The sequence below is a fragment of the Vreelandella titanicae BH1 genome (assembly GCF_000336575.1).
Taxonomy (GTDB): Bacteria; Pseudomonadota; Gammaproteobacteria; order Pseudomonadales; family Halomonadaceae; genus Vreelandella; species Vreelandella titanicae.
In genome coordinates this window covers 120,177-142,522 of the sequence record NZ_AOPO01000002.1, presented here as the reverse complement: position 1 = coordinate 142,522, position 22,346 = coordinate 120,177, and the positions used below count along the sequence as shown (strand labels likewise).

General features: G+C 57.1%; 14 protein-coding genes and 3 pseudogenes. 16 read left to right on the top strand and 1 reads right to left on the bottom strand.

Going from position 1 to position 22,346, the window contains the following annotated elements:
* Window positions 1-4: 4 nt before the first annotated feature.
* The 15 genes and pseudogenes from HALTITAN_RS05160 to HALTITAN_RS05095 all read left to right on the top strand — a co-directional run bounded on the left by HALTITAN_RS05160 (window position 5) and on the right by HALTITAN_RS05095 (window position 21,404).
* Window positions 5-472, top strand: a complete 468-nt coding sequence (locus HALTITAN_RS05160) for a MerR family transcriptional regulator (protein ID WP_009286461.1) — start codon at window positions 5-7, stop codon at window positions 470-472.
* Between the two features lie 94 nt (window positions 473-566).
* Window positions 567-1,736 carry an isovaleryl-CoA dehydrogenase gene (locus HALTITAN_RS05155; protein ID WP_039858239.1) on the top strand — a complete coding sequence of 390 codons (1,170 nt, stop codon included), beginning with the start codon at window positions 567-569 and terminating at the stop codon, window positions 1,734-1,736.
* 10 nt (window positions 1,737-1,746) lie between these two features.
* Window positions 1,747-3,354: a carboxyl transferase domain-containing protein gene (locus tag HALTITAN_RS05150; RefSeq protein ID WP_039858238.1), complete on the top strand. Its 1,608-nt coding sequence runs from the start codon at window positions 1,747-1,749 to the stop codon at window positions 3,352-3,354.
* A 12-nt stretch (window positions 3,355-3,366) separates the two neighbouring features.
* On the top strand, window positions 3,367-4,191 hold the full coding sequence (locus tag HALTITAN_RS05145) for an enoyl-CoA hydratase/isomerase family protein (RefSeq protein WP_009286458.1): 825 nt from the start codon (window positions 3,367-3,369) through the stop codon (window positions 4,189-4,191).
* Window positions 4,188-6,269, top strand: coding sequence for an acetyl/propionyl/methylcrotonyl-CoA carboxylase subunit alpha (locus HALTITAN_RS05140; protein WP_051051878.1), 2,082 nt, complete (start codon window positions 4,188-4,190; stop codon window positions 6,267-6,269). The genes HALTITAN_RS05145 and HALTITAN_RS05140 overlap by 4 nt, the downstream gene beginning before the upstream one ends.
* 9 nt (window positions 6,270-6,278) lie before the next feature.
* Entirely contained in the window at window positions 6,279-7,184 is a 906-nt protein-coding gene (locus tag HALTITAN_RS05135) for a hydroxymethylglutaryl-CoA lyase (RefSeq protein WP_039858236.1), read from the top strand.
* Between the two features lie 85 nt (window positions 7,185-7,269).
* On the top strand, window positions 7,270-8,973 hold the full coding sequence (locus HALTITAN_RS05130; protein WP_009286457.1) for an AMP-binding protein: 1,704 nt from the start codon (window positions 7,270-7,272) through the stop codon (window positions 8,971-8,973).
* Between the two features lie 3 nt (window positions 8,974-8,976).
* Entirely contained in the window at window positions 8,977-9,801 is an 825-nt protein-coding gene (locus tag HALTITAN_RS05125; RefSeq protein WP_009286456.1) for a class I SAM-dependent methyltransferase, read from the top strand.
* A 78-nt stretch (window positions 9,802-9,879) separates the two neighbouring features.
* The gene (locus HALTITAN_RS05120) at window positions 9,880-10,443 is read left to right on the top strand and encodes a porin family protein (RefSeq protein ID WP_009286455.1); all 564 of its coding nucleotides are present in this window, start codon (window positions 9,880-9,882) and stop codon (window positions 10,441-10,443) included.
* 198 nt (window positions 10,444-10,641) lie between these two features.
* A pseudogene (locus tag HALTITAN_RS25925) lies at window positions 10,642-12,654 on the top strand (type VI secretion system Vgr family protein); the annotation flags it as partial.
* Between the two features lie 96 nt (window positions 12,655-12,750).
* Window positions 12,751-16,482, top strand: a complete 3,732-nt coding sequence (locus HALTITAN_RS25920; RefSeq protein WP_236614934.1) for an RHS repeat-associated core domain-containing protein — start codon at window positions 12,751-12,753, stop codon at window positions 16,480-16,482.
* A gap of 36 nt (window positions 16,483-16,518) precedes the next feature.
* Window positions 16,519-17,031 carry a hypothetical protein gene (locus HALTITAN_RS05110; RefSeq protein ID WP_009286454.1) on the top strand — a complete coding sequence of 171 codons (513 nt, stop codon included), beginning with the start codon at window positions 16,519-16,521 and terminating at the stop codon, window positions 17,029-17,031.
* A gap of 120 nt (window positions 17,032-17,151) precedes the next feature.
* A pseudogene (locus HALTITAN_RS26300) lies at window positions 17,152-18,144 on the top strand (IS30 family transposase).
* A gap of 281 nt (window positions 18,145-18,425) precedes the next feature.
* The gene (locus tag HALTITAN_RS05100) at window positions 18,426-20,858 is read left to right on the top strand and encodes an RHS repeat-associated core domain-containing protein (RefSeq protein ID WP_051051873.1); all 2,433 of its coding nucleotides are present in this window, start codon (window positions 18,426-18,428) and stop codon (window positions 20,856-20,858) included.
* A gap of 21 nt (window positions 20,859-20,879) precedes the next feature.
* Entirely contained in the window at window positions 20,880-21,404 is a 525-nt protein-coding gene (locus tag HALTITAN_RS05095; protein WP_009286453.1) for a hypothetical protein, read from the top strand.
* A gap of 28 nt (window positions 21,405-21,432) precedes the next feature.
* On the opposite strand, the pseudogene HALTITAN_RS24680 reads toward HALTITAN_RS05095, so the two are convergent.
* A pseudogene (locus tag HALTITAN_RS24680) lies at window positions 21,433-21,591 on the bottom strand (transposase); the annotation flags it as partial.
* A gap of 320 nt (window positions 21,592-21,911) precedes the next feature.
* Between HALTITAN_RS24680 and HALTITAN_RS25215 the strand changes: the two are divergent.
* Complete coding sequence (locus HALTITAN_RS25215; protein WP_138801496.1) at window positions 21,912-22,346, top strand: hypothetical protein; 435 nt, start codon at window positions 21,912-21,914, stop codon at window positions 22,344-22,346.

The window sequence follows — 22,346 nt, the reverse complement described above, 5'->3', positions numbered from 1 at the left end:
CACCATGAGCAAAACTTACTCGATCAGTGAACTAGCCAACGAGTTTGATTTAACCACCCGTAGCATTCGCTTCTATGAAGATCAGGAACTGCTCCACCCTACGCGCCGCGGGCAAACCAGGGTTTACAGCAGCAAAGACCGTGTACGGCTGAAGCTCACCATTCGCGGTAAGCGGCTAGGGTTTTCATTGGCAGAGATACGCGAACTGTTCGAGCTTTGGGACGAAACCCGCAGCGGCAGTAAAAAGCAGCTGCATCTAATGCTTAGCAAAATAGGCGAGCGCCGTGCGGCGCTGGATCAACAAATGAAAGACATCACCATGGTTCAGCTAGAGCTTGAAAGCGCTGAGATCCGCTGCCGCCAAGCGCTCGAAGAACTACTCGAAAAAGAGCCTCAAGAAGCACAAAACGAAGAAGAGCACGCGAGTTCGGCCGATAAAGCCTCAGCCCCCTCTTCCGCCACTATGCACTGACGCGTCCGCCAGCTCGATTAGCCGACACAGCTACGCCAGCCCAGATGGCTAATTACAGATAGCAAACACAAATAATCAGCACAGGTGATTGACCATGTTTTCACACTACTCAGAACTCAATTTTGGCCTCGAAGACGAACTGAACATGTTACGCGAGCAGGTCAACGCCTTTGCTGCCAGCGAGATTGCCCCCCGTGCGGCCGAAATCGACCGCAACAACGAGTTCCCTAACGACCTGTGGAAGAAGTTTGGCGATATGGGGCTATTGGGGATTACCGTCTCTGAAGAGGATGGCGGCAGCGGCATGGGCTATCTGGCCCACTGCATCGCCATGGAAGAGATCTCCCGGGCCAGCGCATCGGTAGCGCTCTCTTACGGCGCCCACTCCAACTTGTGTGTTAACCAGATCAAGATCAATGCCTCCCCCGAGCAGAAAGCCAAGTACCTCCCCAAACTGATCAGCGGCGACCACGTGGGCGCTTTAGCCATGTCGGAACCCGGCGCAGGCTCGGATGTGGTCTCGATGCAGCTACGTGCCAAGCAGAATGGCGATCACTACATCCTTAACGGCAATAAAATGTGGATCACCAACGGCCCCGATGCCGATGTGCTGGTGGTATACGCCAAAACAGATCCAGACGCCGGTTCCAAAGGCATCACCGCGTTTATTATCGAAAAGGGCATGCCCGGTTTCTCTACCGCCCAGAAGCTCGACAAGCTGGGTATGCGCGGCTCCAACACCTGCGAATTGGTATTCCAGGACTGCGCCGTACCCGCTGAGAATATACTTGGGGCTGAAGGCAAAGGTGTTCGCGTATTGATGAGCGGGTTGGATTACGAGCGCACAGTGCTTGCAGCTGGCCCGATCGGCATTATGCAGGCCGCCATGGATGTGGTGATGCCCTATATCCACGAACGAAAGCAGTTCAACCAGTCAATCGGTGAGTTCCAGCTGGTGCAGGGCAAAGTGGCGGATATGTACACCACTCTGAACGCCTGCCGCGCCTATTTATACGCCGTAGCCGGTGCCTGCGACCGTGGCCAAACGTCCCGCAAAGACGCCGCCGGGGTGATTCTCTACTGCGCCGAAAAAGCCACTCAGGTCGCACTGGATTCCATTCAGCTACTCGGCGGCAACGGCTATATCAACGAATACCCCACCGGGCGCCTGCTGCGCGACGCCAAGCTGTATGAGATCGGCGCAGGCACCAGCGAGATTCGGCGGATGCTAATTGGTCGCGAACTCTTCACCGAAAGTAAGTAAGGGTCCTGCCATGAGCTCCATTTCCACTCAGATCAACCCGCGCAGCGATGTGTTTCAAGCCAACGAAGCCTCAATGCTCGGTGAAGTGAACAAACTGCGGGAACTGACCGCCGCCGTCGCTCAAGGCGGCGGCAGCAAAGCCCGCGAGCGTCACGAAAGCCGCGGCAAGCTGTTTGTACGCGACCGCATCGATCACTTGATCGATGAAGGTTCGCCATTTCTAGAGTTTTCCGCCCTTGCGGCGCACAACATATACGATAGCGAGATCCCTGCCGCTGGTGTGGTCACCGGTATTGGCCGTGTTTCCGGCGTGGAGTGCGTGATCGTCGCTAACGATGCCACGGTGAAAGGCGGCACCTACTTTCCGCTCACGGTGAAAAAGCATATTCGCGCCCAGGAGATTGCCCGCAAGCATCGCCTGCCGTGTATCTATTTAGTCGATTCCGGCGGTGCCTTCCTGCCCCGCCAGGACGAAGTCTTCCCCGACCGCGACCATTTCGGGCGCATCTTTTACAACCAGGCGACTATGTCGGCGGAAGGCATTCCGCAAATCGCCGTGGTGATGGGCTCCTGCACCGCGGGCGGCGCTTACGTACCCGCCATGGCGGATGAGTCGATTATCGTTAAAGAGCAGGGCACGATTTTCCTCGGTGGCCCCCCCTTGGTAAAAGCCGCTACCGGCGAGAGCATCAGCGCTGAAGATCTGGGCGGGGCAGATGTTCACGCCAAGGTCAGCGGTGTCGCCGACCACTACGCGGAAAACGATGCCCATGCGCTGCAGCTTGCCCGCGCCTGTGTGTCGCGGTTGAACTGGCAAAAGCGCGGCAAGCTGGCCATGCAGGCACCCAAGCCACCCAAACTTGATCCTTCCGAGCTGTATGGGATTGTCGGCACCGACCTGAAAAAGCCCTACGACGTACGCGAAGTCATTGGCCGCATCGTCGATGACTCCGACTTTGACGAGTTCAAACGCTACTACGGTGAAACCCTGGTCACCGGCTTTGCGCATATTCACGGCTACCCGGTGGGTATTGTGGCCAATAACGGCGTGCTGTTTTCCGAAAGCGCGGTGAAAGGCGCGCACTTTATCGAGCTCTGCGCTCAGCGCAAGATTCCGCTGATCTTCCTGCAGAACATCACCGGCTTTATGGTCGGCTCCAAGTACGAGCACGAGGGCATCGCCAAGCACGGCGCCAAGCTGGTCACCGCTGTGGCCTGCGCCAAGGTGCCCAAATACACCGTTCTGATTGGCGGCAGCTTCGGCGCCGGTAACTACGGTATGTGTGGCCGCGCTTATGACCCCAACCTGCTGTTTATGTGGCCCAACGCGCGCATTTCAGTGATGGGCGGCGAGCAGGCGGCAGGCGTGCTGGCCCAGGTTAAGCGCGAGCAGCATGAGCGCGAAGGCCGCGAGTGGAGTAAAGCGGACGAAGAAGCCTTTAAGCAGCCCACCCGCGACCAGTACGAGCATCAGGGCCACCCCTACTACGCCAGCGCCCGCTTATGGGACGACGGCGTGATTGATCCGCTGCAAACCCGCGATGTGTTAGGGCTTTCTTTAGCGGCTGCGATGAACGCAGAAATTGAAGAGACACGCTTCGGCGTGTTCCGGATGTAAGGGGGTCTTACCATGGCTTACTCAACACTGAATATAGAAGAGGGTGTGGCGCGCCTGACCTTAAACCGCCCCGAGGTGCATAACGCTTTTGACGACAGCCTGATCGCTGAGCTAAACGCGCACCTTGACCAGTTGCATACGTTGGCCGAATCAGGCGATGTGCGCGCGGTAGTGCTGGGTTCAGAAGGTAAAAGCTTCTCGGCCGGTGCCGATCTGAACTGGATGAAGCGCATGGTCGATTACGACCTGGAAGATAACGTCGCCGATTCCCGCAAGCTCGCCGCGCTCATGCACGACCTGGATACGCTGCCCTGCCCTACCGTCTGCCGTGTGCAAGGCGCCGCCTTTGGCGGCGCGGTGGGTTTGGCCGCTTGCTGCGATGTGGTGATCGCCTCAGGCAAAGCCAAATTCTGCCTGTCGGAAGTCAAAATTGGCCTATCGCCCGCAGTCATCAGCCCTTACGTGCAGCGTGCCCTGGGCGAGCGACAGATGCGCCGCTATGCGTTAACCGCAGAAGTCATGGACGCCGAAATAGCGCTCGCGCTGGGTTTAGTCCATCTAGTGGTGGAGCACGATAAGCTAGACGACGAAGTGGATGCCATGCTGGCCACTCTGTTAGCCGGCTCGCCCCAAGCCCAGCGCGCCACCAAAGCGCTGATGGCCACGGTCGCTCAAGCGCCTGACAGTGACGCCACCCGCGAACATACCTGTCAGGTGATCGCCAAACTGCGGGTAAGCCAAGAGGGCCAAGAGGGCTTATCCAGTTTCTTTGAAAAGCGCCGCCCCGCCTGGGCCGATTCTAATAACACACCCCACGCTTCGGAGCGTCGCTCATGAGTCATTCACCCCCTATTGAAAAAAACGAAAGAGCCGAAAAAGCCGCTCGCACGACGCCTTTTGACACGCTTCTGGTCGCCAACCGCGGTGAAATCGCCTGCCGCGTGATGCGCACTGCGCGCCGTATGGGCCTGAAAACCGTCGCGGTTTACTCTGACGCCGATGCCAGCGCCCGCCACGTGCGTGAAGCCGACGAGGCCGTTCGTCTGGGGCCTGCCGCCGCCCGGGAAAGCTATCTCAATATTGATGCGGTGATCGAAGCTGCCAAGCGCACCGGCACCGGCGCGATTCACCCCGGTTACGGCTTTCTTTCCGAAAACGGTACCTTCGTCAAAGCCCTTGAAGAAGCGGGCATTACCTTCGTCGGCCCGCCCGCCTCAGCAATTGCTGCCATGGGCGATAAATCCGCTGCTAAAGCGCGTATGGCCAATGCGGGCGTGCCGCTGGTGCCGGGCTATCACGGCGACGATCAGGACGACGCCCTGCTGCGCAGCGAAGCCGACAAAATTGGCTACCCGGTGATGCTCAAAGCCAGCGCCGGTGGCGGTGGTAAAGGGATGCGTGTTGTCGAATCGGGTGATGGTTTCCAGGCAGCGTTAGATGGCTGCCGTCGTGAGTCAAAAGCCGCCTTCGGCGATGACCGCATGCTAATCGAGAAGTACCTGGTGCAGCCCCGCCATGTGGAAGTGCAGGTATTCTGTGACCGCCACGGCAACGGCGTTTACCTGTTCGAGCGGGACTGTAGCGTTCAGCGGCGCCACCAAAAAGTCATTGAAGAAGCCCCCGCCCCCGGTATGACGGCGGAGCTGCGCAGCGCTATGGGCGATGCCGCGGTGCGCGCCGCCCAGGAGATCGGCTATGTGGGCGCAGGTACCGTCGAATTTTTACTAGACATTGATGGGTCGTTCTACTTTATGGAGATGAACACTCGCCTTCAGGTCGAACACCCGGTGACCGAAATGATCACCGGCCAGGATCTGGTCGAGTGGCAGCTGCGCGTCGCCATGGGCGAACCACTGCCCTGCTCTCAAGATGAGCTGACGATCACCGGCCATAGCTTTGAAGCGCGTATCTACGCCGAAGACCCGGATCAGGATTTCCTGCCCGCTACCGGCCTGCTCAACCGTTTCGCGCTGGATTTAGACGGCGCAGGCCTGAGCGCTGACCAAGTACGCCTGGACAGCGGCGTGGAGAGCGGCGATGCGGTGTCGATGCACTACGACCCCATGCTCGCCAAGCTAATTGTTCACGGCCCCGACCGCGATGCGGCGCTGGCCACGCTTAACCGCGCACTAGCAGCGCTGGACGTTCAAGGGGTTGTCACTAATCGCGCCTTTTTAATGCGCCTGGCAACGCATCCGGGCTTTAAGAACGTGGAGCTGGATACCCGCTTTATCGAGCGCAACGAAGCGACGCTGTTTGCTCCCCGCACTTACAACATGGAGGCCTACGCCAGCGCGGCGCTGATTGGTCTGCATCAGCTTTCTCAGGAGTGCGAAAGCGACTCGCCCTGGGATCGCCACGACGGCTTCCGCCTCAACGCGCCGCACACCATTCGCATTGCGCTGTGCGACCCGGCAAGTGCGCAAGCGCCGGATAGCGATGAAGCGGTAGTGATCGTCGAAGGTAAACGCAGCCCTGGCGAGTCGCTGTGGAATCTCACTATTGGTGATGAAACCCTTACCGCGAGTTTGCAGCCGCTCACCGGCGATGCGGTAGCGGTTACCTTGAATGGCCACCGCCGTCGCCTGCAGGCCCGCCGCGACGGTCATGTGGTGGTCATGGCCGACCCCAGCGGTGAAACCCGCCTGTTCTGGCGGCGCATCGATGCCATTGATCACGGTCACCACGAGGCAGAATCCACGCTAACTGCACCCATGAACGGCACGGTCGTTGCATTGCTGGTAGAGCCCGGCGTTAATGTTGAAAAAGGCATGCCGCTAATGGTGATGGAAGCCATGAAAATGGAGCACACCATGACTGCTCCGGCGGACGGCAGCGTGGAAACCTTCCACTTCCAAGCCGGTGACACCGTGAGCCAAGGCGCCGTGCTGCTCGACTTTGCGGCCAACGAATAGGAGTCACTGATGCCATTGCCTACCTCTGTAAAGCTGTTTGAAATGTCGCCCCGTGACGGCCTGCAAAACGAGCCCGGGGCCATTGTACCCACCGGGACTAAGATTGCTCTGGTCGAGCGGCTTGCTAAAGCAGGTATCACGCACATCGAAGCCGCCAGCTTTGTATCACCCAAGTGGGTGCCACAAATGGGCGACGCCGTTGAGGTGATGGCGGGCATCACACGCCAGCCAGGCGTGGTGTACTCCGCGCTGACACCCAACCTAAAAGGGCTCGAAAATGCGCTAACCGTGGGCGTTGAGGAAGTCGCGGTATTTGGTGCGGCGTCTGAGGCTTTTTCGCAAAAGAACATTAACTGCTCCATTGCTGAATCACTGACCCGCTTTGAGCCGGTGTTAGAGCGCGCCCGAGAGGCTGGCGTGCGCGTACGCGGCTACGTCTCCTGCGTATTGGGCTGCCCCTACGAAGGCGAGATAGCCCCCGCCAAAGTGGCTGAAGTGGCCAAGGCGCTTTATGAGATGGGCTGCTACGAGGTGTCCCTGGGCGACACCATTGGCGTCGGCACGCCGCTGGCTGCTAAACGCATGATTGAGACGACGCGCCAACAGGTGCCCATTGAGTTTCTGGCCGCTCACTTCCACGACACCTACGGCATGGCGCTGGCCAATCTTTATGCCGTCCTAGAAGAAGGCGTTAGCGTTATTGATGCCGCTACCGCGGGACTTGGCGGTTGCCCCTATGCCAAGGGTGCTTCCGGCAACGTAGCCACTGAAGACGTGCTCTATCTGCTGGAAGGGCTAGGGATTGAAACGGGCATCGACCTACAGGCCGTGATTGAAACCGGCTACTGGATCACCAACGAGTTAGGCCGCAAGCCCAGCTCCAAGGTGGCCCTGGCAAAAGGCTCTAGCAGTTAAATGAGACGTGAATAATAAAAATTAAAAGCAGCGAGTTATCCCCTGCCTTCCCGTTCGGACAAGAAAAATATCGGAGAGATACACCATGGCATCACCTGCTCTTACCCAACCCAGCTACTCCAGCAGCATGGCTGACAAGCCGCTTCTTGGCATGACGATCGGCGATAAATTTGACCAAATCGCGACGCAGTATGCTGAAAATGACGCGCTGATCGTACTGCATCAGAACATTCACTGGAGCTATCGCCAGCTCCAGGAAGAGGTCAACCGCTGTGCCCGTGCGCTGCTCTCCATCGGCGTCAATAAAGGCGACCGTGTGGCCATTTGGGCACCCAACTGCAGCGAATGGACGTTGACTCAGTTCGCTACTGCCAAAATCGGTGCCATTCTGGTCAACATTAACCCCTCTTACCGCACCCATGAATTGGAGTACGCACTAAACCAATCCGGCGCGCGCTTCTTGGTCACCGCTAACAACTTCAAGAGCTCTGACTACAGCGCCATGCTGTATGAGCTTGCACCCGAATTAAAAGCCAGTAACGATGGCGAGCTGAAGTCGCAAAAGCTGCCCGACCTTGAGTGCATTATTAATTTAAGCAGCGAAAAGCTCAGCGGCATGTGGCGCTGGTCTGACCTGATGAAAGAAGCCAATAAGGTTAGCCAAACTGATGTTGACGACCTCCAGGCGACGCTGCAGTTTGATGATGCGATCAATATCCAGTACACCTCCGGCACCACAGGCTTTCCTAAAGGCGCGACGCTTTCCCACCACAACATTCTCAATAACGGCTTCTTCGTGGCAGAGAGCATGGGCTTTACCAGTGAAGACCGCCTGGTGATTCCGGTGCCGCTTTACCACTGCTTTGGCATGGTGATGGGCAACCTGGGCTGTATGACCCACGGCGCCACCATGATCTACCCGGATGAGGGCTTCGATCCCGGCAAGGTGCTCAAGGCAGTGCACGATCAAAAAGCCACCGCGCTCTACGGCGTGCCCACCATGTTTATCGCCGAGCTTGAACACGAGGGTTTTGCTAGCACTGACTTCTCCACACTGCGCACCGGGATTATGGCGGGCTCGATCTGCCCTGCGGAAATCATGAAGCAGGTCATCAACAAGATGAATATGAAGGGCGTGCAGATCGCCTACGGCATGACGGAAACCAGCCCGGTCTCCACTCAAACGGGTGCCAACGACAGCATTGAGAAACGCGTTTCCACCGTGGGCCGTACCCAGCCTCACTTAGAGAACAAAATTGTCGACCCTGGCAACGGCGGCATTCTGCCTCGGGGCGAAATCGGCGAGCTGTGTACCCGCGGCTATAGCGTAATGCTGAAGTACTGGAACAACGATAAAGCCACCGCCGAGGCCATCGACGAAGCGGGCTGGATGCACACCGGCGATCTGGCCACCATGGATGAAGAGGGCTACATCCAGATCGTCGGCCGCATCAAAGATATGGTCATTCGCGGCGGCGAGAACGTCTATCCCAAAGAGATCGAAGAATTTCTCTACGCCCACCCGGCGATCTCAGAAGTACAGGTCACCGGCGTGCCCGACAAGAAGTATGGTGAAGAGCTGATTGCCTGGGTGAAACTCAACAGCACCGCGGGTGACGTCACCGGTGAAGAGCTGCGCGAGTACTGCAAAGGTAAAATCACCCACTTCAAAATTCCGCGCTACTTTAAGTTCGTTGACGAGTTCCCGATGACCGTCACCGGCAAGATTCAGAAATTTAAAATGCGTGAAATTTCCATTCAAGAGTTGGGCTTGGATCAAGAATCGTAAGCGATGACCCCTTCCAACCCTTTAGCCGATCATTATCAGCGCGCCCTGCGCGCTGATGAGGTATTGGCACAGATTGATAGCCACTATCCCGCAGGCCCCACGCTGCATCAACTGGCTCCCTTGGATCAGTTGCATATTGGCGGCGTGGCAGCCTCTACACGGCTGCTGGAACGGCTCAACCCTGACACCCAAAGAAAGGTGCTGGATATTGGCGCTGGGCTGGGCGGGCTAATGCGCCAGGGTGCTTCACTCGGTTTTCAAATGACGGGGCTGGATATCACCCACGGTTTTAGTGCGCTCAATAAATCGCTGAGCTTACGGGTCAGTCAGCCAGACGCCCCACCGCTTGCCTGGGTAACGGGCGATGCTTGCGCTCTGCCCTTTGCGGATAACAGCTTTGATGCTGTGCTGTTTCAGCACAGTCTAATGAATATGCCCGATGTTCCCGTGGTAATCGCTGAAAGCCGTCGTGTTCTGCGCCCAGGCGGGCAGATAGTGATGCACGAAGTCGTCAACGGCCCCAACTGGGCGCAACTTCGCTATCCAGTGCCTTGGGCAGCCGACTCCAAGCACTCCCATATAGTTACCTTGGTTGAACTGACTCGACTGCTTGAAGTGGGCGGCTTTCTACTTGAACACGTGGACGACTGGAGCGAAATGGCCTTGACATGGCGCCAGCGCCAACGGCAAAAAGAGCAAGCGTCACGGCAAGCGGTGCTGTCCCCCCAGTGGGTATTTGGTGAGCGCTTTATCACTATGGGTAAAAATTTAGTTGATAACCTAGCCCAGGACGCAATTAAAGTGGTGGAAATCCAAGCCAGTTGCTAATCTGAATAGAATTGCTTTTTCCTCTCTACCCATGGCTATACGACAACACTTGGGTATGTACCGATAGGTGTAAGAGAAATGCCAATCAAACGCTTGGCAAGCACCCTGCTCTGCTGCTCCGTTCCCTGGTTTAGCAGCTACGCCGACGATACCCCGCCGGTGATGGCTTATACCGCACCCAATAGCGAGCTCATGCAGCTTGATAATGGCGTTATCTTAGAAGGCAGCGACCTTCAAAGCCTTGATAACTATACCAGCGGTTTTCGAGTAACCGCAGGCTACAGCCCCTGGCGACTCCCCCAACTCGATATTGGCGCTGAAATTGCCTACCGGGAAAGCGACGAAATCTCCACTTCCTCCGGTGTTAATCCGCTCATCATGGATACACTCAGTTTGGGTGGCGCCATTGTTGCCGGAGTTCGCATGGGCGCCTTCAGCGTCTATGCGAAGTCCGGCATCACAGAATGGCGTGGTGAAAGCGACCTGGAAGGCGCCGATGAAAGCGGTACTGCATTGCTGCAAGGGTTCGGCGCCACGGTAACGATCAACCGACTCGTCAGTCGCCTAGAGTATGAACGCATCGACGCTCCAACCCTCAGCCACCTCAATATGCTAAGTGCCTCGTTGCATCTTCCGTTCTAACGCCCAACCTAAATTAAGTTAAATTCGCTTTTCTCTGGTTACCCATCGATTTGTAAGAAATGGCTTAAAATTTTGTAAGCCATTTCTTACAAGCGTGTAAGCCATTAACGCTTCGTGCCCTCAAGGGGTTGCGCTTCAACTCTGCCTCGCTATTCTGACCGCTTCTCATTAGCAGTTAATGATCCAAGGAGCGGAGCGATGGCGGACAAAACGGGCCTGCAATTTACCCTGACCCTACCCGGGGCCGATGACACCGCCGTGGTGCGCTTTACCCATCACGAGGCGCTGTCGGAGCCGTTTGCGCTCTCGGTTGAGTTTGCCAGCCGTACCCACAACCTATCGCCCAGCGACTGCTTGGATCAAAACGCCACGCTGACCATCTGGCAGGACGGCGAGCCGCTCCGCCGCGTGCATGGCATTATAAGTGAGCTGCACCGCGGCGACAGGGGACACCGGCGCAGCTTTTATCGGGTGGAGATTCGTCCGGCACTGTGGCGGTTATCGCTGCGCCATAACTCGCGTATCTTTCAGGACGCCTCGCCGTTTGACGCCATCACGACGCTCGCTAACGAGCGCAGCCTCACCGATATCGGCTTTGCCACCACCCGCACGCCCCCCGATCGGGAGTTTCTGGTTCAGTACCGCGAGACCGATCTGGCCTTTATCGAGCGTTTAGCCGCCGAAGAGGGCTGCTTCTATTTCCATGAGTTCGAGAACGCCGAGGGTGGCAAACACCAGCTGGTATTTGCCGATGCCACGGTGGTGCTGCCCAGCGTGGGCGAGCGCACCTACCACAGCCGCGCCGGAGGCACACCGCCCCGACGCCATGTGCGTAAATTGCGTCAGGCCAACCGCGTGCGCCCCGCCTCGGCGATGCTCAAGGACTACACCTTTAAAAACCCGCCCTATGCGCAGATCCATGAGCACCTCGCTCCCAACTTGGGCGAACACGCCCAGCGGGAGGATTACGAACACTTTGACTACCCTGGCCGCTACAAGAAGGACGCCTCCGGCAAGCCGTTTACCCGCCACCGCTTAGAGTCCCTACGCGCCGACGCCACCACCGCCGAGGCCGAGAGTGACTTACCGGAGCTCGCCCCGGGTATCTGCTTTACCCTCACCGACCACGATATCGATAGTCTTAACCGTGCCTGGCAGGTGGTCTCGGTGGTGCACCACGGCGAGCAGCCCCAGGCCCTGGAAGAGGACGGTATGGCGCGGGGTGGTAATGGCGGTAGCAGTGCCCAGTCGGGCGAGCTGATGACCCGTTACCACAACGACGTGGTGATCATGCCGAAGGATCAGACTTTCCGCCCGTTGCCCAATCCCAAACCGCGGGTCGATGGGCCCCAGGTGGCCTTTGTGGTCGGCCCCGAAGGCGAAGAGATCTACTGCGACGAACACGGCCGGGTCAAGGTGCAGTTCCCCTGGGATCGCTACGCCGAACCCAACGAGACCGCCAGCTGTTGGGTACGGGTGGCCCAGGGCTGGGCAGGCGGTGGCTATGGGAGTATGGCGATCCCCCGGATCGGCCACGAGGTCATTGTCTCGTTTTTAGAGGGCGACCCCGATCAGCCGCTGGTCACCGGGCGCACCTACCATGCGGTGAATACCCCGCCCTACCCGCTGCCGGAGCACAAGACCCGCACGGTGATCCGCACCCAAAGCCACAAATCGGAAGGCTTTAACGAACTGCGCTTCGAGGACGCCACGGGTGAAGAGCAGATCTGGCTCCATGCCCAAAAAGACCTGGAGCTGCTGACGCTTAATGACCGCACCGAGGAGATCCGTCGGGACAGCCACCTTAAGCTGCATCGCAACCGGCTCAGCGAAATCCATAACGACGACCACCTCACCGTACACGGCAAGCGCTACACCCAGATCAAGGGCGATGACCACCTCCAGGTCGATCAAACCCGCCATGAGGTCTACGGCGAGGCGCAACTGGTGGAGACCGGCCGCGAGCTGCACCACAAGGCGGGCAGCCAGATCGTGTTGGAAGCGGGTAGCGAGATCACCCTTAAAGCCGGGGGTAGCTTTATCAAGCTCGACCCCGGCGGCGTGACCATTGTCGGCCCCCAGGTCAAGATCAACTCCGGCGGTAGCCCTGGTCGTGGCCAGGGCCAGGCGATTGTACTGCCCCGCTTACCCTTTGAGGCCGAGCCGGAGGAGAGCGAGGACGTTACCCTCGAACCGCACCAGACGCCGTTGCTGAGCAGTAATATTGCTGCCGCGACCCCGCTAGCGTTAGACGATATCGACATCACCGATGGCCTGGCCGACGACTGCAGTGCCTGCCAACCCGCGGTGGGTAGCCCAGTGAACCCGCTGCTGGGCGCCAAGCTACTGCCTGCGGAGACCGATTTTGCGCTACCGGCGCCACGGCCCTTTGTGTTTAGCCGTGGCTATCTCTCCAGCAACGGGCGGATTGGGGTACTCGGCCAGGGCTGGTCGATACCCGGCGAAAGCCTCGCCCTCACCCTTAACGATGACGCCTGTATTATCCACGATGCCCAGGGCCGTGCGATTACCTTTGGCGCACTGGCCCCCGGCCAGGCGCGCTTCTCGCCCACCGAGCAGCTATGGATACGCCGTGGGGGTGCCTCAGCCGATGGAGAGAGCAACGCGCCTCGCTGGCACGTGCTGGATGAGACGCTGCGCCAGGATCCCGAACGTATTGTTCTTAGCGATGCCAGCGGTCTTTATTATGTGTTTGCTAACCCAGCCTCTGCCCATCCAGCAGACGTGGCGACAACCTCGGATGCGACTTCGGGTAATAGCTCAAGCGATAACGCTGCTCGCTGGTCACTGATCGAAGAGCGCGACCGCAACGGCTATGCCACCCAGTACCACTGGGAAGCCGGTCTGCTGGTCACGGTGATCGACAGCGCCCAGCGTCGCTACCAATTCGTTTACGACAGCCTGCTTCCTGCCCAGCCCGACGATGCCGGGCAGCGCCTAACCGGCGTCAAGCTGGTGCAAGCACACGATGGCAGCGCCCAGGACGACTGGTTGGTGCGCTACTCGTTTAGCCCCGTGGGGGATTTGATTGCGGTGCGCCACCGCCACGGCGAAGTGGTGCGCGAGTTCGAGTGGCAAGATCATATGCTCACCGCCCACCGGGTCCCCGGGGGCATGGAAGCCCACTACACCTGGGATCGCCACGCCCCGGATGGTCGCGTGGTGGGCCAGCAGGAAGCAGGAGGTTTAGCGCGGACGTACAGCTACCAAGTGGATCATACCCTAGTCACCGACAGCCTGGGCCGGGAGGAGCGCTACCACTTTGTGGGCAGCGGCCCCGGTCGCCGCTGGACGGCCCACACCCGCGCCGACGGTTCGCGGATCGAGTTCCGCTATGACCGTGCGGGCCTCAAGGTAGCGACGGTAGATCCGCTGGGTCACGAGACGCTGATCGAACGGGATGAGCATGGGCAAGTGATTGCACAGACCGGCCCGGACGGCACCCGCTGGGCGATTGAGCGCGATCCCCTGGGCCAGCCGGTGAGTATCGAAGGGCCTGAGGATCAAACGTGGCAAATAACGCGCAACGAACGGGGGCTTCCAGTGGAAGTCACTGGGCCGGAAGGCACTACCGCCTTCGCCTACGGCAATACCGACCTGCCTGACCGCCCTACCACTGTCACCGATGCAGTGGGTGCTACCCACCAACGCGAGTGGAACGCCCTGGGTCAGGTCACCGCCCAGATCGACTGCTCCCAGCAGCGCATCGAATACGCCTATGACCGCCACGGCTATCTGGCCAGCGTCACCAACGCCTTGGGCGAGACCACCCGCACCCAGCACGACAAGATGGGTCGACGACTCGCCACGCAACTGCCGGACGGCACCCACTGGCACCACCATGTGGATGCTCTTGGGCGGCTGGTGGAGCTGGAAGGCCCTCAAGGGTTTAGGCAGCAGTTCTTCTTTGATGACCACGGCCGCCCGGTGCAGCGCATCGAAGCCGATGGCAGCCAACAGTTTACCGCCTATGATGACGTGGGCCGCTTAAGCGAGCTGACCCTGGGCAACGGCGCGGTGTACCGCTTTACTTACGACGAGATGGATCGCCTCGCCAGCGAGACCGGCCCCGATGGCCGGGAACAGCAGTACCGCTACGATGACGCCGGGCGACTGATCGAACGCATTGAAGCCAACCGCCCCGGCCCGAACGGCCAGCCGCTGGTCACCCGTTACGACTACGACAACGCCGGTCGCCTCACCGCCCGCCATCTACCCGCGACCGAGCACGCCCCGGCCAGCACGGAGCAGTACCAGTGGGGTACGAATGGCCAGCTACTCAGCGTCACCAACGACCACGGTGAGGTCAGTTTTAACTACGATCAAGCCCAACGCTTAATCGGCGAACAGCAGCAACATGCCGATAGCGGCTGGCAGTGGCAGCACCAGCACAGTCTCACCGCCACCGGCGCGCCCCAGGCCAGCCAGCTTGGGGATCTCCCCGCGCTCAACTGGCATACCTATGGCAGCGGCCACCTGCACGGCATGAACGCCCCCGGCTTGGATCTTGAGATCGCCCTGGAACCCGACGCCCTGCACCGGGAGACCCAGCGCCGTCTCAGCACCGGTGCCAATCAACCGCTGGTGCTGGAGCGCGGGTATACGAACCTGGGCCAGTTGGATCACCTCACCCTGCGCAGCCCAGACACCACCAGCCAGCAGGACTACCAGTACGACGCCCTGGGCCGGATGAGCTTCCGCAGCCTACAAGGCGATCCAGCAGAAAAAGTTATCGCCTACAGCTACGACGCCGCCGGACGCTTGATCGGCAGCCAGCACGGCGACCACGCCCACCGCTATAGCGTGGATGCGGCTGGTAATCGGTTAGAAGGCCAACAGGCCCTGTCTGATAATCGCCTGGGGCAGTTAAACGGTACCCGCTACCGCTACGACGGCGCCGGTAACCTGATCGAACGCCAACAGCCCAACGGCGAACGCCTAACCCTGGGCTACGACGGCGCGAATCGCTTAGTGCACCTGATCCACGCCAGCGAGCTGGGGGCGACCCGCGAGGCCACGTACCGTTACGACGGCCTGGGAAGACGCATCAGCAAAACCGTACGTCACACCAGTGGCACCACCGCCACCACCCACTACGGCTGGGACGGTGACCGCATCGTGCGCGAAGAAACGGACAATCAGCGCACTACCGTGGTGTATGAGCCGGGCAGTTTTGTGCCCATGCTGCGTATTGACGACACCCAGCAAGGCCAAGTCCTCAGTGCCTACATCACCGATGCTCTGGGCACCCCCATGCAGTTGGTCACCCCCAATGGCCAACCCCGCTGGCTCGCCGAACCCGACGACTGGGCAGCCGTCAAAAACCAACGCGCCGTACGCAACGTCACCCAACCAATCCGGTTCCAAGGCCAATGGCACGACGAAGAAAGCGGTCTCTACTACAACCGCCACCGTTATTATGACCCGCAGCAGGGGCGGTATATTAGCCAGGATCCGATTGGGTTGCAGGGTGGGACGAATTTGTATGGCTATGTGACTAATCCGACGGGGGCGGTAGATCCGTTGGGTTTAAACCCGGCAGCCGCATGCGCGATTCCAGCTGTTACTCCCGCATGCGCTTCTGCAGCGCAATGGATTACAGGTTTAGGAGTAGCAGCTGCTACGGGTGTAGTAGCAACTATATCTGGTTCAACATCAGAATCATCTAGAGCCCAAGAGGCAGATCGACTAACTGCTGCACATAGGGCTGCAGCTGGTGCTCGCTCTTTACCTGGCTATGGAGGAAATTGCACACCTGATGAGTATGATGAATTAGCGAGGCAACAAGATGAGGCATGTAACAGAACAAAAGGGCTTGGGATGTGTGATCGCAATGAGATTGACTATGGTAGAGCTGAGCTTTTCGACGCTTGTGCTCAGGCTAGGATTAATATAGCCAGGAGGTGTTTTGCTAGGGGTGACGCAGGTCATAATGACCAAATAAACCGGAACTTGAGAAATGCGATGTCTTGCACTAGAGATTATGAGGGAAAAGGTGACAACCTTATATTCAAATAGATTAACGCTATTTAACGATTTCATAACGGTGAAAAAATGCCCATTCTAAGACTCTCCAACCAGGATATATATAGAAAAAAGCTTCTCAAGGAGTTTGAGACTAAGCTTCCAAGCGGGGATCTATTCCTCCCCATTCTGAATACTTACGGCGATTTATCTGATGAAGAAAATTTCTTCAAGCAACGTGCCATTTTCCATGGAAAAAAATGGAATGAAGTTTACTTTGATGACGCAAAAGAATTTGACTTTGATTGGGGGCCTTTTTCAGCATTGAGCAAGTTAGGTGAAATTTACTATCTCCCAGCATTCCTCAGTTATTTTTATGAGGTTGAAAATCTAAAAAAAGGAAATATTGGCGATTACTTTGATTCTATCTTTTTTAGCGTGCTAGGGAACAAGGAAGCGACTGAGAGTTTCACCATTGAGCAAAGCAAGCTAATCGCTTTCTTTTTGATTAATCTATCAAACCTTGTTGATGACACCTATGGAGCAGAACAAGAGTATCAAAAAGAACTCACAAGTAACTGGGGGCATTTTTTACTTTTTTGATAAACAATGATCCTGAATCCTGGATTCATAGAATAACCGCAGCACTTTGGATCACACAGTAGAGGAAGGAGGGCCAGCGCCGGTACCCTCTCGACTTTACCGACCAAAGTGAAGCAGAGCATGGGGTACCGACAACTGACCCAGGCCCAACGATACCAAATTTTTGCTTATCTTGAGACTGGCATCAGCCAGCGACAAATAGCCAAAGCTATTGGGGTTCACAGCAGCACCATTAGCCGGGAGATAAAGCGCAATGGGCTTAAGACTGGCTATGCGCCTGAGCAGGCGCAATCGAGAAGTAATCAGCGCCGACGCACCGCCTGGAAAGTGACGAAGCGCCAGCCCAGCCTGATTCGATGGGTCACTGATCAACTGATGGACGAATGGAGCCCCCAGCAAATTAGTGGCTTCATGGCGAATGCCAACGGCGTTTGCGTAAGCCATCAGTCGATCTATGCGCTAATCTGGGACGACAAGAAACGCGGCGGCGAATTATGGAAGCGACTCCGGCTACCACGCTAGCGGCGCTATCAGCGCCGATTGGCCAAGCATGCGGGATTGGGCAAAATTCCACACCGGGTAGGCATTGAACAGCGTCCCGCCGAAGCGGAAGAAAGGCGCCATATCGGCCATTGGGAAGGCGATACGGTGCTCAAAGGCCACAAAGAATCTGGCCTGGTGGCCCTGGTCGAGAGACGCAGCGGTTACCTCTTGGCAGCGCGCCTGTCGATGATCACGGCCACTGGAACGGCCAAAGCGATGACCCGTTTATTAAAACCACGCCGAGGCGCAGTGCAGACCATCACCTTGGATGACGGTTCGGAATTCGCCGAGCACCGACAGGTTGCCAAGGCTGTCTCGGCCAAGACCTATTTTTGCGACCCGTACCGCTCATGCCAGCGTGGCACTAATGAAAACACCAACGGCCTGATTCGCCAATATTTCCCGAAAGGGACGGACTTCCGAAAGGTGAGCGACTTAGCACTGCGGAGAGTCGTTGCCAAGTTGAACAACCGCCCCAGAAAACGCTTGGGGTATCGGACACCGGCACAAGTGTTCCTGGGAGAGTATTCAGGGGCGCTGAAAACCGCGGGTGCTGCGCTTAATGTTTGAATTCAGGATTCAAGCAATAAGCGCAGCACAGATATTGCTCCATTAAACATCGGACAGGGAAGACGCGTGCTGTTTTCCTTGGCGGTAGCGTGGCATTAAGGGCCTTTCATCATGACTCACTCAAACTTAGACATATCGTCGACAACGAGCCAGTAACTACTTAGACCGGCCCGAACGGCACCCGCTGGGCCATTGAACGCGATGCTCTGGGGCAACCGGTTAACATCGAAAGCCCTGACGATCAGCGCTGGCAGATCACACGTAACGACCTCGGCCATCCGTTGGAGGTCACCGGGTCGGAAGGCACCACCGCCTTTGCCTACGACAATACCGACCTGTCCGACCGCCCTACCACTGTCACCGATGCGGTGGGTGCTACCCACCAGCGCGAGTGGAACGCCCTGGGCCAGGTCACCGCACAGATCGACTGCTCACAGCAGCGTACCGAGTACACCTACGACCGCCACGGCTATCTGGCCAGCATCACCAACGCCTTGGGCGAGACCACCCGCACCCAGCACGACAAGATGGGCCGGCGACTCGCCACGCAACTGCCGGACGGCACCCACTGGCACCACCATGTGGATGCTCTTGGGCGGCTGGTGGAGCTGGAAGGCCCGCAAGGGTTTCGGCAGCAGTTCTTCTTTGATGACCACGGCCGCCCGGTGCAGCGCATCGAGACCGATGGCAGCCAACAGTTTACTGCCTATGATGACGTGGGCCGCCTCAGCGAGCTGACCCTGGGCAACGGCGCGGTGTACCGCTTTGCTTACGATGAGATGGATCGCCTCGCCAGCGAGACCGGCCCCGATGGCCGGGAGCAGCAGTACCGCTACGATGAGGCCGGGCGACTGATCGAGCGCATTGAGGCCAACCGCCCCGGCCCCGACGGCCAACCGCTGGTGACCCGTTACGACTACGACCAAGCCGGTCGCCTCACCGCCCGGCACCTGCCCGCCACGGAACACGCCCCGGCCAGCACGGAGCAGTACCAGTGGGGCACCAATGGCCAGCTACTCAGCGTCACCAACGACCACGGCGAGGTCAGTTTTAACTACGACCACGCCCAACGCTTAATCGGCGAACAGCAGCAACATGCAGGAGAGAGTGGTTGGAGCTGGCAACACCAGCATAGCCTGACGGCTACCGGCGCGCCCCAGGCTAGTCAGTTCGGTGAACTACCGGCGCTCAACTGGCACACCTACGGCAGCGGCCACCTGCACGGCCTAAGTGCCCCAGGCCTGGATCTGGAAATCGCCCTGGAACCCGATGCGCTGCACCGGGAGACCCAACGCCGTCTCAGCACCAGCGCCAATCAACCGCTGGTGCTGGAGCGCGGGTATACGAACCTGGGCCAGTTGGATCACCTCACCCTACGCAGCCCGGACACCACCAGCCAACAGAGCTACCAATACGACGCCCTGGGCCGCATGAGCTTCCGCAGCCTGCAAGGTGATCCAGCAGAAAAAGTGATCGCCTACAGTTACGACGCTGCCGGGCGCTTGACCGGCAGCCAGCACGGCGACCACGCCCACCGCTATAGCGTGGACGCGGCGGGTAATCGGTTAGAAGGCCAACAGGCCCTGCCTGATAATCGACTGGGGCAGCTAAACGGTACCCGCTACCGCTACGACGGTGCCGGTAACCTGGTCGAACGCCAACAGCCCAACGGCGAACGCCTAACGCTTGGCTACGACGGCGCCAACCGTTTAGTGCACCTGATCCACGCCAGCGAGCTGGGGGCGACCCGCGAGGCCACGTACCGTTACGACGGCCTGGGAAGACGCATCAGCAAAACAGTACGCCATACCAACGGCACCACCGCCACCACCCACTTCGGCTGGGACGGTGATCGTATCGTGCGCGAAGAAACGGACAATCAGCGCACCACCGTGGTCTACGAGCCGGGCAGTTTTGTGCCCATGATGCGCATCGACGACACCCAGCAAGGCCAAGTCCTCAGCGCCTACATCACCGACGCTCTCGGCACACCCATGCAGCTGGTCACCCCCAACGGCCAACCCCGCTGGCTGGCCGAACCCGACGACTGGGCCGCGGTCAAAAACCAGCGCGCCGTGCGCAACGTCACCCAGCCGATCCGGTTCCAGGGGCAATGGCACGATGAAGAGAGCGGGCTTTACTACAACCGCCACCGTTATTACGACCCGCAGCAGGGTAGGTACATCAATCAGGATCCGATTGGGTTAAGGGGTGGCACGAATTTATATGGCTATGTGACCAACCCAACGGGGATGGTGGATCCGCTGGGGCTAGTCGGTGAATGCAATTTAGAGGGCCCCGCTGATGAAGGTTTCATCGCAAAAATTTGGCGAAATTCAACAGCATGGCACTTTGAAGGCAGACATTGTAGAAATACGGATTTACCTTCTTTTAAATCGGCAAATTCTCGGAACTCAGATTGGATACTTTTGCCTGAATCCCAATCTATTTTCCATGATAATGGTATAGGAAAGCCTGAGCTCAAATTCATCCACCCTGATGGAAGAGAGGCGGTTTTTGATGGAGACACCCACGAATTAATTACTGATCCTCGTTATATGGGGACATATAACTACGTAAATCCCTCAAAGACTCCCGAAGAATGGACTGATTTCAGGGGCTGGGGAGATTGGGCTATTAAGGGCGTAGGGCATGGTGTATTAGACGTCTTGCCTTATATTCCTGGCCGTAATAATGTGCGTGGGCCAAACTAACATATAACCGGAATTTCAAAAATGAATCTAAGAGAGCGTTTCATCGCCAGCATCATTGCAATCCTTTCACCACTAATCTCCGGGTGTGAAACTGCTGAGATTGCTCGATTTTATCATCAGCCTTCTGATACTTTTTATGAAAATATGAATTTTGACATACCAGCCCTAGATAAATTCAAAGACAATAGGATTCTTTTCACTATTTCCGTAAAACAAGCTACATATGAAAATTATTATGTCTGGCTTGGATTATATGCAACATCTTCGCGAAGCACTCCCATAAAAATCATTCATGCAACGCTAATAGGTAATGAATGGAAAAAAGATTATTTTATTAATACAGAAATAGATCTTACTGAAAGAAGCGGGGATGAGGAGCTACTAACTGGCGAGGCTTTGATAGAAGTAAATGGAGATTTTTTTAATCTCTTCAAGAACTCTCCAAATATAACGCTAGAAGTAGCATATTCTATAGATGGAGAGGAGAAAACAATGCAGTTTTTTATTGAGCGTCGAATTGAAAAATATACAGTCTATCCAACATAAATTTGAAGTATCTTGTGACCTTGGTTTTTTACGTAAAGTTGGCTCGCAAGCAACTGTCGATGCACGCGACGCATACCATCGCTCTGAAGCTACTGACTAACTTCTCATAGCGTGTGGTGATTCGGCGTAACTCTTTCAGCCAACCAAAGCAGCTTTCTACCGCATTGCGTTGCCAATATTTATGTTTATCAAACCGCCGTGGTAATCGACGATATCCAACAAGGTAAGTTAGTCAGCACCTATATCACCGAAGCCTTGGCCCCCCCATGCAATTGGTCACCCCCCCGCTGGCTGGCCGAACCCGACGACTGGGCAGCGGTCAACAACCAACACTCTGTGCGCGACGTCACCCAACAGATAAGGTGCCAATGGCAAGACGAAGAAAGCGGCCTCGACTAAAACCGCCACCACTATTATGACCTGCAGAAAGGCAGGTACGTCAGCCAGGATCCGATTGGCCTTAACGGCGGCACTAATTTTTAGGGCTATGTGAAGAATCCGACCGGCATGGTGGATCCGCTAGGGTTGTTAGTTTGCGGTGGATTGTGTATTGCCGGAGTAGCTCTTGGTGGAACTGCCGTAGTTAATTGGACAAGAAATTATTGGAATGAGCCTGTTTCAGATATTACTGATGTGCAGGATTGGACGGAGTTAACACCGGAAGAATCAATCTATCACCGCATGGGTGAAGGCAATGATGGCAATCGAAAATTTGTTTCCCCAAATGGCCGTAGTGAAGCAGTTTTTGATTGTAATGACGACCTTGTGACTGATCCAGCCAATGCGGGAACTTATAACTTTTTTGAGCCCCGTTTTATGGGCGGTATTCCACATAGTGTTACAGATGTACTACCATACTATATATTTGTAACTTCACCGTCAGGCATGTTTAATCCACAGCGTTTCACAACCACGTACAATCATTTAACACAGGAAAAATAG